Consider the following 12,862-nt stretch of genomic DNA (forward strand, 5'->3'; position numbering starts at 1 on the left):
TGTTATTTCCTTATCTGCTCAACAAATTTAGTTTTGGTATGGCCCTACTATCGAGCAGCTTGCTAACGGCTTTATTTTTTGCACTGTTCGCAACGGTACTACAGAGCTTTAAGATCAACCTTTTTTAATCAACAATACATATTTTCCCGAGCTTTTTAAAACCTGATAAAACGTTGTTTATCAGACCATTTATAGCCCTCTTTATAAAGTAGAACAAATAAGGTCTGACTTAAATGCTGGGTAACCCATGTAAGATCGGCAACCAAAATACCAAAGCTAGAAGCGTTACGAGTAATACTGGCGGAGTAATGATTAAGCCAATCTTCATATACTGACCCCAGCTAATCTTATAATCCTTCTCTGCCAGTACATGTAGCCATAACAAGGTTGCTAAGCTACCAATTGGGGTGAATTTTGGCCCTAAATCATTGCCAATAACATTGGCATAAATCATTAGCTCACGCGTTGCCGACGGTACTTGAGCGCTATCGATAGCAAGTGCACCGATAAGCGTTGATGGCATATTGTTCATCAATGAGGCCACAATAGCGGAGAGAAAGCCTGTCCCTAACGTAGCGATAATATTGCCTTGCTGCCCTAACCAATTCAGTATTTGCGCGCCATATGCGGTAAGTCCAGCATTGCCCAAACCATAGACCACCAAATACATACCGATTGAAAATAAGACGATTTGCCAAGGGGCTTTGCGTAGAACATGGGTCACAGAAAACTTGGTATCACGACCACCTTGCCACCAGCGACCTGCGATTGCCATAAGCACGAGCGCCGCAATACTAGTCACTAATGAGATCACAAGACCTAGTGACTCAGTGGCAAAATAAGCGATAAGTAACAAGGCCAACAAAGGAAAGGCTGCTCGAAACACCAAAGGGTCTTTGATAGCGGATTGCGGTGAACTCAGGCTATCCATTGAATAGTTTTTTGGAATATGGCGCGCGTAGGCTATCCATAACACCAGTAGCGTTGCGATAACAGAGACGATATTTACGGGCACCATAACCGCCGCATAGCGACCAAAACCAATATCAAAATAATTGGCGCTAACGATGTTGACTAGGTTAGAGGTTACTAGTGGCAAGCTTGCCGTATCGGCAATAAAGCCGGTAGCGATAATAAAGGCTAAAGCTGATTTGGGTGCAAAATCAAGGCGCAATAAAATAGCGATAACAATAGGGGTGAGCAATAACGCCGCGCCATCATTCGCAAAAAAGGCGGCAATGAACGCGCCTAAAATAACAATCATGGGGAATAGCAAACGTCCTTGACCATTACCCAATCTTGCCACATGCAATGCGGCCCAACCAAAAAAACCAGCCTCATCTAATATCAATGAGATGATAATCAGCGCGACAAAGGTAAAAGTGGCATCCCAGACGATGCCCCAGACGATACCAACGTCTGATAATTGCACGACTCCAAAAAGTAGGGCGACTAATGCGCCGCCCATTGCACTCCAACCGATACCCAATCCTTTTGGCTGCCAGATGACTAAGGTCAAAGTGACGATGAAAATCGCTAACGCGAGCATAAAGGTGCCTTAATAAAACAATGGTATTAGAAAAGGTTAATGTTAAATACGTTTGCGTTTAGAGTGATTTTTGATTGACACGCTGTGATACTTCCTCACTGGTCTCTACCCGTTCAGAATAACGATCGGTTAGATAAGTGGAGCGACCACGTGTGAGCCATGTGAATTTCACTAACTCCTCACATACATCAACCATACGCTGATATAAAGGCGAATTAAGCATGCGGTTATTGTCATCAAACTCTAAAAAGGCTTTCGGAACAGAGGATTGGTTAGGTATGGTAATCATGCGCATCCAGCGGCCCAAGATACGCAGCTGATTGACGGTGTTGAAGCTCTGACTGCCGCCACTGACTTGTATCACGGCTAAGGTTTTACCTTGAGTCGGGCGCACGCCGCCTAATGAGAGTGGAATCCAATCAATCTGTGCTTTCATAACACTGGTGATACTGCCATGACGCTCAGGACTGACCCACAGCATGCCTTCTGACCATGCTGCCAGCTCGCGCAACTCTTGTACTTTTGGATGATCGGCATCGGTACTATCAGGTAACGGTAGACCTGTGGGATCAAACGTACGCACCTCGCAACCATACCAACGCAATATCCGACTGGACTCTTCGCTTGCTAATTTAGAAAACGAGCGTTCACGTAAAGAGCCGTATAAAACCAATATTTTTGGTGGATGACGGGGATCGTTTGTACTAATCAGAGCATCAATATCAATCGGTTGCAGTTCTGCCGCATCTATATTTGGTAACTCCGTTAAATCGTCAGTTGTGTCTAGGGTCTTGTCTTTGGCAGGTTGGACGACTTCACCATCTTCTTTGGTAAAACGACTCACTGGATTGTCCAATAACTCAAATACTCGCTCTGAAGGTCGGCATAATGCTGCGCCGCTAGAAGTCACCACAATAGGGCGATTAATCAAAATAGGATGCGCCATCATGGCATCAATAAGCTCATCGTTAGACAATGCAGGATTATCCAGACCCAACTCGTCATAAGGTGTACCTTTACGGCGTAGAAGCTCGCGTGGCGAGATTGTCATCAAGCCTAGCAGCTCAATCAAATATTCACGGGTAGGCGGTGTTTTTAGGTATTCAATGACATTCGGTTGCTCACCTGAAGCCTTCATGATGGCTAAGGTGTTGCGAGAGGTGCCGCAGTTGGGATTGTGAAAAATGATAGGTGTCATAACAACCTTTTATACGGTTAGAAGGGTTTGTTTTATTAAAAAAATAGTGGTTTAGTGGTTTAGTGGTTTAGTGATTAGGCTTATTAGAGATATTGATATCACAGCCACTCAAACTGTCTAAGAGCGAGCCACACAGCTCAGGGTGTCCAGCACAGCAGTCTTTTAATAAAAACTGAATGACGTCCTCCATATGCGTGAGGGAAGCCCGATAGATAATCTGGCGGCTTTGTCGTTGTGAGTTTACCCATCCTGCCCGTGCAAGCACGGCCAAATGAGCCGACATCGTATTATGAGGCACACCAAGATTACGTGCGATGTCACCAGCAGGCAGACCATCGGGCTCATGACTGACCAGCAATCTAAAAGCTTTTAATCGAGTGTCTTGAGAGAGCGCAGCAAAGCTGGCAGTAGCATTTATTATTTCCATAAGTCCAATAATATAGACATATGGAAATAAATCAAGATGTTTTGCAAGGCATCCTATGACGCCTATTCTCTCAAGCTGTAAATGTCCAAATAAAACTAAGCATTAAGAAGCTTTTTGCAAAAAATTAATCAAAGCAGGAGTATTCTCTCGGGCACTACGTCCAGCACCGATTAAAGTAGCTGAACCTGGACTTGCCCAATCTCCGTAGCCAAATAGCCATAGACGAGGCTCTTTTATGGATTGGCCTTGTTTTACTTCTACCTTGCCGTCAGCTTCCAGCACACCTAAATCGGTTATGTGATCAAGCTGTGGTTTGAACCCAGTGCACCAGATCACCGCATCAATTTGTTCTTCTCGTCCATCGCTCCAAACGACACCTTGCTCAGTAAATCGGCTAAACATAGACACCGCTTTTAAAATACCTTTATCACGAGCCGCTTTCACTGGTGGCACCATGACAATATCACCAATCCCGCCCACAGGTGCATCGTCATTATTACCAGTAATCCGAGCCGTAGCTCTCTCAAATAATACGCGACCATCCACATCATCTGCTAAAAATAACGGTGGCACGCGGGTGACCCAGCTTACATTGGCAACCTCTGCCAGCTCAGCATAAATTTGTGCGCCAGAATTTCCGCCACCGACTACCAGTATCCGCTTACCTTTATACGCCTCAATACCAGCATAGTGTGCAGAATGACACTGCTCACCGCTGTACATCTCTTGGCCGTCAAGCGTTGGTATAACGCTATGACTCCACGTACCTGTCGTATTAACCACCGCTTTAGCTAACCAAGTGAATTTTCCATCTGTCACTCGCAAACAGTTGTGTTCACTATCGCGTTGTACATTAGTCACTTTATATGGTCGATACACAGGTAGCTGGTAGTGCTGCTCATAATCAGCAAGATAACTGAGCACCTCGTCTCGATGCGGGTATTCATTATCTTTAGCCTTTGGCATGAGCCTACCGGGTAATGAGCTCATTACCGCCGGAGAAAACAACCGTAGTGATGGCCAAGTATGACGCCACGCCCCACCACTTTGGATTTGATTATCAAGGATAATAAAATCAAGCTTAGCGCGTCTAAGGTAATACCCTACCGCTAAACCTGCTTGACCGCCGCCAATCACTACCACATCGAATATCTTAGTTGACATAATTACCCTCAGTTCCTGCTATTAAATAAGAATTATTTTTGGAAAAACACTTTTTCCCCACTAAAACATATAGGGGAAACCCTGACAAATATACATACAACTTTCTATAGAAAAACGTTCAATAATGCTTCATTTTTCATTAAAAATCACACAGAAAAAGTGGCTATCAATATCTGCTTTTTTTATGGTGTGTGCCTATAGTAAATCGACTTTAGCTTTACACAACCAAACAGGATATGTCATGAGGCATTTTTATTTAGACTTCATCATCATAGCTATCGCATTGATGATAGCTGCGTGGTGGGGGTATTCGCATGGTGGTATGGGCGGCTTGATTGCCACCTTATCTATTACCGCTATTTTGGCTGTGATGGAAATCTCATTATCGTTTGATAGCGCAGTGGTCAATGCCTCAGTTCTTAAAGGCTGGTCACGTTTTGGTCACCGTCGTTTTTTTGAGCAATTTAAAAGAGCTTAAGTAGTGGTGATTACAGAGTGCTACAAGTAAATATTTTCCGCTATATCCCATATTTTACGGACAAAAAAAGCCCCAGTCGTTAAACTGGGGCTTTCTAAATATTTGGTAGGCATAAGCAGACTCGAACTGCTGACCTCTACCATGTCAAGGTAGCGCTCTAACCAACTGAGCTATACGCCTATTTAGGTCATGCATTTTAGCAAGTTTTTCGAACTTTGCAAGCCTTTTCTATAACAATATCAACTTATTATTTTAATATTGAGCATTAAGTCTTGTGTTTAATTATATGTAAGGTTTTTTGTGTAGTTTTATTAAACAGTAAGTAAAATTGGTTTATTTTTTATTGTTAGTAAAACAACAAACATAATGGCTAGGTAATATATAACTGATATTATGACTCTCAAAACGAAATAGCTATGATAATCATTTAATAATATTGGTGTTTCAAAAAGATTACATCAAAATAGCATATTGAGGAGAGTGATATGGGTCTATTGGTCGACGGGCAATGGCAAGATAAATGGTATGACACAGAATCTAGCGGTGGACGCTTTGAGCGTGAAGATGCTGGTTTTAGAAACTGGGTAACCGTAGATGGTAGCGCAGGTCCATCAGGTAAGAATGGTTTTAAAGCCGAAGCCAATCGTTACCATTTATATGTGTCTTTGGCCTGTCCTTGGGCAAACCGTACCACGATTTATCATCAGCTAAAAGGTTTAGAAGATATTATTTCAATATCTACGGTACATCCGTTTATGGGCGATAAAGGCTGGACGTTTGCAGAGGGCGAAGGTGTTATCGCTGACCCTATCGTGAATGCGAGCTATTTATATGAGATTTATACTGCCGCGAAGCCAGATTATACAGGGCGGGTGACAGTACCCATATTATGGGATAAAAAAACCGATACCATCGTTAGTAATGAATCTTCTGAGATCATTCGCATGTTGAACTCAGCTTTTGATGAAGTAGGAGCAGTGGCAGGTAACTTTTTACCCTCAGAATCTATAGCAGAAATCGATGAGATCAACACCTTTATCTATGATGCGATTAATAACGGTGTTTATAAAGCAGGTTTTGCGACCAAACAAGAAGTATATGAAGAGGCAGTCAGCACATTATTTGATGCGTTAGATACGCTTGAGGCGCGCTTGGCAACGCAGCGTTATTTAATAGGTAATACGTTAACTGAGGCTGATTGGCGTTTATTTACGACTTTAGTACGTTTTGATGCCGTTTATGTCGGACATTTTAAATGTAATATTCGCCGTATTATTGATTATCCCAATCTTTGGGGCTATCTGCGTGATTTATATCAAGTCCCAGGTATCGCAGAGACAGTAAATATGGCGCATATTCAAGCGCATTATTATACCAGCCACGCGAGTATTAATCCTACTGGCATCATACCTCTTGGTCCTGATATTGACTTTAATAAAGCGCATGACCGTGCGTATTTATAAGTTTTTTTTATTGTTGAATCCTTAGCACCCTCTACTATAAAAAATCGCGCCAGTTGATTGATAGCAGCTGGCGCGATGGATTTGCAGTATAAGTCACAATATAAAAAAGCCAATTAGCTAAAGTTAAGCATCCGTTTAAGCATTCATTTAAGCATTGTTTAACTGTCTTGCGGCTTCTAAAGCAAAGTAGGTTAAGATACCATCAGCACCAGCACGGCGAAAGCCAATCAGCGATTCTAAAATCACCGCATCAGTCAGCCAGCCATTTTGAATAGCAGCCATATGCATCGCATATTCGCCAGACACTTGATAAGCAAACGTCGGTACACCAAAGGTATTTTTAACTTCACGGATCAAATCCAAGTATGGCTGACCCGGTTTAATCATGACCATATCAGCGCCTTCATTGATATCCATCGCCACTTCATGTAACGCTTCAGCACGATTACCAAAGTCCATCTGGTACTGTTTCTTATGCCCACCTTTCAAATTACCAGCACTACCAACCGCATCGCGGAACGGCCCGTAGTAAGCAGAGGCATATTTCGCTGAGTACGCCATGATAGCAGTATTGACGAAACCTTCTGCCTCAAAGGCATCACGCATGGCTTTGATACGGCCATCCATCATGTCGCTAGGGGAGATGATGTCGGCACCGGCGCGAGCGTGTACCAATGCTTGCTTGACCAATACTTCAACGGTTGCATCGTTAACGACATAGCCGCTGTCATCAAGCAGCCCGTCTTGACCATGTGAGGTATAAGGATCTAACGCCACATCAGTCATCACTACCATTTCTGGCACGGCATCTTTGACCGCTTTGACTGCGCGTGCGCTTAAGCCGTTTTCGTCATAAGCGGATTTACCATCAGGGGTTTTGAGTGAATTATCAATCACAGGGAAGATATCGATAGTGGTGACGCCTTCTGCTAATAACTCTTTGGCATAGTTAATCAGCAGGTCAATCGATAAGCGTTCAACGCCCGGCATACTAGCAATTGCTTGGCGTTGGTTACTGCCTTCTATCACAAAAACAGGGGCAATAAAGTGTTTAGGATGCAGCTCAACTTCGCGAATCATGGCGCGTACATTATCGTTATAACGTAGACGACGCAGGCGAGTTTCAGGGAATTGACGGTTAAAGGTATAAGTCATGATGTGTCCTTATTCGAGTTTCAATTAATATTGTTTTATTTTTAATAACTACAGCTTTAATTACTAGAGCTTTAATTACTAGAGTTTTATTAACTGTAGTTTTTTTTGATGGCTCTATTTGAGCAGATTCATTAAATCTGCTATTTTAAATGTTTTAGTCTGTTATAGGATAAGTATTAGTAAAAGGCTTTTTAATATAATGTCACTACTATAACCAATAGTCGCTTATGAAAGCAAAAAGCCCTACCGACTTACTATAACGAGTCGGTAGGGCTTTTGTACTTATCGACTATCAACGTGATAAAAGTACTTCACGAGATTATGAACCTATAATAGCTTATGGCTCAATAATTTGTGTGACAGGTACTTGCTCGACACTGTTCTCTTTAAAGGTAGTCTCTTCGGTGATTACGCCTATGGCAGCATCGGTCTTGCCATCATTATTGATGTCGACTACAGCAGTAGGCTTAAAGGTAGCTTTTTCTGCCGGTTGCACCTGTTTAATCGCTAGTGCTTCTTGAGCAGATACCACACGTGCAGAGCTAGCCGCATCAATAGCATCAATTGCTTTTGCTTTATTGCTATTGGCAGACACGTTAACTATTTGCACTAAGTTTCTATGCTGAGGCACAGGAATAATCGTTGGTACATCTAGATTGGCACCACCACCTAGCACTTGGTATAGCTCGATTTGGCTAACAATTTTTTGTAGCTCTAAATCCAAGATACCTTGCTGCGTTGAGAACAACGAACGCTGCGCATCGAGCACGTCTAGGTAGTTTGAGATACCCGCTTTAAAGCGTGCATCTGCAATCTGATAGGTTTGCTCAAAGTTATCTTGCAGTCGGTATTGCGCCTCTAATTGCTCGCCCAATGTAGCACGTGTTGCTAATACATCTGATACTTCACGGAATGCCGTTTGAATAGACTTCTCGTAGCCTGCAAGGGTTTGCTTACGCTCAATTTGCGCCACATCGTAATTGGCATCTAGGCGACCAGCATCAAAGATAGGTACACTAATGCTTGGACCAAATGACCAGCCAACCGAACCACTCTTAAATAAGTCATCTAAACTACCGCTACTGACACCAATGCTACTTGCTAGGCTGATAGAAGGGTAGTAAGACGCCCGTGCCACTTCGATATTAGCACCAGCAGCTTTTAAGTTGTATTCCGCTTGCAACACATCTGGGCGATAACGTAGCAATTCACTAGGCAAGCCAGCACTAAAGATTTGCTGGCTAGTGATGTTACTGACCGCAGGCGTTGGAATTAGATTGGTTGGAATGGGTCCACCGACCAAAAACTGCAGCGCGTTACGTGATTTTAAGATACTGCTTTGTGCACGTAAGACGGCAAGTCTGGCATTCTCAAGCGAGGCACTAGACTGTAATGAAGGCAACTTAGGATCAATACCGGCCTCAAAGCGTTTGCTGGCAATAAACAGTGATTTCTCACGGCTCTCTACCGTCGCTTCTGCCAATTTCAGCTGCGCCAAGCTATAACTTAAATTGGCATAGCTTTGAGCAATGTTACTAATCAGACTGATCTGAGTCGCATCTTTTGCGGCAGTCGTCGATAAAAAATTCTGTAATGCTTGATCTTTTAAGCTGGCAATTTTACCCCAAAAATCGAGCTCATAATTGGCCAGACCAAGGTTAACATTATAGTTATCGCCTGTTGTGCCTCTTTGACGTTGGCGCGAATATCCTGCATTACCATCAATGCGTGGTAGATCATTGATATCAGTAATCTGATATTGCGCACGCGCTTTTTTAATCGCCAAACGAGCATTTTCAAAGTCTTTGTTGTTTTCAAGACCTAGGGCAATCAGACCTTTTAAACGCTCGTCACTGTAGAAGTTCTGCCAGCGTTGGCCAGCAACACTTGCTTTCTGAGCATTACTGACCGTTTCTTTATCAAACGCCCCGTAGGTTTGCTCGATTGGGATATTAGGCACAGCAAGCACAGGACTCGTATCCGCTTTTGGAATGGTATTACAAGCCGCCATGCTGAATGCTAAAGCAGTTAAGCCAAGCAAACGACCGCTATTTTTGCGAACGCGGGCAGTCAAAGAGACTGCCTTAGTTGCTGAGTTGGGGGTAACGAAATAACTAAAACTCATTGTGTATTATCTCCAAAGCTTGCAGGCTGAGAGCTCTTAGAGAGCGTCATGTTTTGCATATCGTCGTCAACATGTATGATCGGTGGCTCATTATACTCTGTTGGTCCAACTGGACTGTCTGGATTATTCGGGTTAGAGCTGTCAGGCGTATTCCCACCATCATTTGGCGGTGTGTCATATTTGTACGGGAACAAGCTACGTATCCAAATATAGAACATAGGAATAAAGAAGATACCTAAGAAGGTAGCAGTGACGACACCACCAACCACACTGGTACCGATTGCGTTTTGGCTACCAGACCCAGCACCGGTTGCTATGAATAATGGCACAACACCAAGACCAAAGGCAAGTGAGGTCATAATAATAGGACGCAGACGTTGACGCGCTGCAAGCATGACCGCCTCTTTAAGCGTGTAACCTTCCTCTTGGTGATCCCTCGCAAACTCGATAATCAAGATGGCGTTTTTGGCTGATAGCCCGACCACCGTGAGTAGACCAACTTGTAAGTAAATATCATTGGATAAGCCACGGAACCAAGTAAATAGCACCGCCCCCAATACCCCAAGTGGAATCACCAGTAGTACTGAGAAGGGGATAGACCAACTTTCATATAGAGCAGCAAGACATAAGAATACGACTAAGATTGAGATAGCATATAGCATCGGCGCTTGAGCACCTGACTTTTGCTCTTCTAATGATAGACCTGTCCATTCGTAACTGATACCTTCTGGTAGTTTGTCGACCATCGCTTCCATGGCAACCATCGCTTCACCGGTACTGAGACCAGGGGCGGCGCTACCTTGAATATTCATTGACGCTAGACTGTTATAGCGCGTGAGACCTGGTGAACCGGTTTCCCATTTACTACTTGAGAAAGCATCAAATGAGATCATCTGGTTGCTGTCATTACGGACATACCATTTACCGATATCATCAGGATTGGTACGGCTACTAGGCTCACCTTGTACAAATACACGCTTAACACGACCACGGTCGATGAAGTCATTGATATAACTTGAACCCCATGCGGTTGAGATCACGCTATTAATATTTGCCATCGATAAACCATAAGCCGCAGCCTGTTCTTGGTTAATATCAATTTTAAGCTGTGGCGCATCTTCTTGTCCGTTTGGACGCACACCGGCTACTTGGTCGTTTTGAGCCGCCATGCCAAGTAGCATGTTGCGTGCCTCTAACAGACCATCGTGCCCGACGTTACCGGAATCTTGGAGCATCAAGTCAAAACCACTAGAGTTACCAAGCCCACTGATTGCTGGTGGGATGATATTAAAAACAGTCGCTTCGTTAATTTGGGTAAAGAAGTAACCCTGTGCACGATCAGATACTGCCCGTGCTGTATTCTCTTCACCTTTACGATCTGCCCAGTCGCTTAGTTTTACGAAGGCGATACCAACGTTTTGTCCTTGTCCTACAAAACTAAAGCCAGCAATGGTAAACGCTGAATCAACATTATCTGGTTCTTGGCCACTATAATAAGCGCTCACTTTATCTAGTACCGCTTGTGTTTCATTCAGTGTCGAACCAGCAGGCAGCTGTACGGCGGTAAACATAATACCCTGATCTTCTTCTGGTAAAAATGAGCCAGGGATACGTAAGAATACCACTGCCATAATACCGATAATCGCCGCATAGACAATCAGATATACCCATTTAAGGCGGAAGCTTTTACCGACGAAATTTTCATAAGCGAGACTGGTTTTGGTGAAAGAGCGGTTAAACCAACCAAAGAAACCTTTTTGATTTTCGCTATTGCCTTTTTCATGGCTCTTGCTACGTTTTAGTAGGGTTACACATAGGGCAGGGGTAAAGATAAGTGCAACTAGCGCCGATAGCACCATACTGGTAATTAACGTAATAGCAAACTGACGGTAAATCACACCCGTTGAGCCGCCGAAGAATGCCATCGGGACGAATACCGCTGATAAAATAAGTGCGATACCCACAACGATTTTACTAATTTCACCCATCGATTGTATGGTAGCGTCTTTGATAGAGATATCTTGGTCTTCTTCCAATAACCGCTCGACGTTTTCTACCACGACAATGGCATCATCGACCAATAGACCAATGGAGAGTACCATTGCAAACATGGTTAAGACGTTAATACTGAACCCTGCGACATACAGCACCGCAAAAGTACCTAGCAGTACCACAGGTACGGCAAGGGTTGGGATAATAGTTGCGCGCCAGTTCTGTAGAAAGACGAACATGACGATAAATACTAATATAATCGCTTCGATTAAGGTCTTGACCACTTGTTCGATAGACAAACGTACAAATGGCGTAGTGTCATAAGGAATGACCGATTTTAGACCTGGAGGGAAGCTTGCTTCTAGCTCGGCGACTCGATCACCGACCAATTCGCGAGTTTCAAGCGCGTTAGCACCACTTGCTAGTGAGACGGCAAGGCCAGCTGCTTGTTGGCCATTAAACAATGCAATCGTACTATAGCTTTCACTACCAATTTCAACCTTTGCAACATCGCCTAAGCGTACTTGCGCACCAGAGGTATCGGTTTTTAGTAGAATGTTTTTGAATTCATCAGGCGTTTTTAGATAGCTTTGTACGGTAACCGTCGCATTAATAACTTGTTCATCGACATCTGCGGGTGCTTGACCTAATTGACCGGCTGATACTTGCGCATTTTGTGCGCGTACAGCATTGACCACATCAGATGGCACTAAGCTATAGCCACGTAAGCGTTCAGGATCTAGCCAAATACGCATAGCATAAGAAGCACCGAACGCTTGGACTTGACCAACGCCTTCAACACGGCTGAGCTGATCGACGACATTAGAGTTAATATAATCGCCGATATCAGCAGGATCCATACTGCCATCTTCGGAGACAAAGCCAAATACGGCTAAAAAGCCTTCAGAGGCTTTATTAACGTTGACGCCTTGACGCTGTACTTGCTCAGGCAACGAGCTCATCGCCGCCTGTAATTTATTCTGCACCTGAACCTGTGCGGTATCAGAATCTGTACCGTTCTCAAAAAATAGCTGTACAGAGGCACTACCATTTGAGGCACTTGACGACTTCATATACATCAAGCCATCAAGCCCTTTCATGCGCTGCTCAATAATCTGTACGACTGAGTTTTCAACGGTTTCAGCGTTAGCACCAGGGTAGCTAGCGCTGACCGTAACAGTTGGTGGCGCAATCGCTGGATACTGCTCAATCGGTAGATTAATAACCGATATTATCCCGATGAGCATGACTAAAATAGCCATCACCCATGCAAAGATAGGGCGATCAATAAAAAAACGTGACATAGTAAAT

Annotated in this window: 8 protein-coding genes, 1 tRNA gene and 2 pseudogenes; 2 read left to right on the forward strand and 9 right to left on the reverse strand. The window is 43.7% G+C overall.

Going from position 1 to position 12,862, the window contains the following annotated elements; all coding sequences use genetic code 11:
- Positions 1-229: 229 nt before the first annotated feature.
- From WAZ74_RS00055 to WAZ74_RS00075, 5 genes and pseudogenes are all read right to left on the reverse strand, one after another.
- Positions 230-1,549, reverse strand: a complete 1,320-nt coding sequence (locus WAZ74_RS00055; RefSeq protein ID WP_422304470.1) for an arsenic transporter — start codon at positions 1,547-1,549, stop codon at positions 230-232.
- 58 nt (positions 1,550-1,607) lie between these two features.
- A complete protein-coding gene (arsH, locus tag WAZ74_RS00060; RefSeq protein WP_422304636.1) occupies positions 1,608-2,300 on the reverse strand; it encodes an arsenical resistance protein ArsH in 693 nt (230 codons plus the stop codon).
- 114 nt (positions 2,301-2,414) lie between these two features.
- Positions 2,415-2,747 (reverse strand): annotated as a pseudogene (gene arsC / locus WAZ74_RS00065) (arsenate reductase (glutaredoxin)); the annotation flags it as partial.
- 67 nt (positions 2,748-2,814) lie between these two features.
- Positions 2,815-3,174, reverse strand: coding sequence for an ArsR/SmtB family transcription factor (locus tag WAZ74_RS00070; RefSeq protein WP_422304472.1), 360 nt, complete (start codon positions 3,172-3,174; stop codon positions 2,815-2,817).
- A gap of 102 nt (positions 3,175-3,276) precedes the next feature.
- Positions 3,277-4,338, reverse strand: a complete 1,062-nt coding sequence (locus WAZ74_RS00075; RefSeq protein WP_422304474.1) for an ArsO family NAD(P)H-dependent flavin-containing monooxygenase — start codon at positions 4,336-4,338, stop codon at positions 3,277-3,279.
- A gap of 241 nt (positions 4,339-4,579) precedes the next feature.
- Here WAZ74_RS00075 and WAZ74_RS00080 point away from each other — a divergent pair.
- Positions 4,580-4,792 (forward strand): annotated as a pseudogene (locus WAZ74_RS00080) (hypothetical protein); the annotation flags it as partial.
- Between the two features lie 127 nt (positions 4,793-4,919).
- Here the strand turns inward: WAZ74_RS00080 and WAZ74_RS00085 are convergent.
- Positions 4,920-4,996: transfer RNA gene (locus WAZ74_RS00085), tRNA-Val, on the reverse strand.
- A 305-nt stretch (positions 4,997-5,301) separates the two neighbouring features.
- Between WAZ74_RS00085 and WAZ74_RS00090 the strand changes: the two genes are divergently transcribed.
- On the forward strand, positions 5,302-6,279 hold the full coding sequence (locus tag WAZ74_RS00090) for a glutathione S-transferase family protein (RefSeq protein ID WP_422304477.1): 978 nt from the start codon (positions 5,302-5,304) through the stop codon (positions 6,277-6,279).
- Between the two features lie 147 nt (positions 6,280-6,426).
- Here the strand turns inward: WAZ74_RS00090 and hemB are convergent, their stop codons facing one another.
- The 3 genes from hemB to WAZ74_RS00105 all read right to left on the reverse strand — a co-directional run bounded on the left by hemB (position 6,427) and on the right by WAZ74_RS00105 (position 12,855).
- Positions 6,427-7,434, reverse strand: coding sequence for a porphobilinogen synthase (hemB, locus tag WAZ74_RS00095; protein WP_422304479.1), 1,008 nt, complete (start codon positions 7,432-7,434; stop codon positions 6,427-6,429).
- A 337-nt stretch (positions 7,435-7,771) separates the two neighbouring features.
- The gene (locus tag WAZ74_RS00100) at positions 7,772-9,559 is read right to left on the reverse strand and encodes an efflux transporter outer membrane subunit (protein ID WP_422304481.1); all 1,788 of its coding nucleotides are present in this window, start codon (positions 9,557-9,559) and stop codon (positions 7,772-7,774) included.
- Complete coding sequence (locus WAZ74_RS00105; RefSeq protein WP_422304483.1) at positions 9,556-12,855, reverse strand: efflux RND transporter permease subunit; 3,300 nt, start codon at positions 12,853-12,855, stop codon at positions 9,556-9,558. Before WAZ74_RS00105 ends, WAZ74_RS00100 begins: the two co-directional genes overlap by 4 nt.
- Positions 12,856-12,862 lie beyond the last annotated feature (7 nt).

This window comes from Psychrobacter sp., assembly GCF_049295055.1.
Lineage (GTDB): Bacteria > Pseudomonadota > Gammaproteobacteria > Pseudomonadales > Moraxellaceae > Psychrobacter.

Bases quoted from the DNA above. Each gene is read 5' to 3' on its own strand.
- WAZ74_RS00055 (WP_422304470.1), bottom strand. From the start codon at position 1,549: ATGCTCGCGTTAGCGATTTTCATCGTCACTTTGACCTTAGTCATCTGG.
- WAZ74_RS00105 (WP_422304483.1), bottom strand. From the start codon at position 12,855: ATGTCACGTTTTTTTATTGATCGCCCTATCTTTGCATGGGTGATGGCT.
- WAZ74_RS00075 (WP_422304474.1), bottom strand. From the start codon at position 4,338: ATGTCAACTAAGATATTCGATGTGGTAGTGATTGGCGGCGGTCAAGCA.
- WAZ74_RS00070 (WP_422304472.1), bottom strand. From the start codon at position 3,174: ATGGAAATAATAAATGCTACTGCCAGCTTTGCTGCGCTCTCTCAAGAC.
- WAZ74_RS00090 (WP_422304477.1), top strand. From the start codon at position 5,302: ATGGGTCTATTGGTCGACGGGCAATGGCAAGATAAATGGTATGACACA.
- WAZ74_RS00100 (WP_422304481.1), bottom strand. From the start codon at position 9,559: ATGAGTTTTAGTTATTTCGTTACCCCCAACTCAGCAACTAAGGCAGTC.
- hemB (WP_422304479.1), bottom strand. From the start codon at position 7,434: ATGACTTATACCTTTAACCGTCAATTCCCTGAAACTCGCCTGCGTCGT.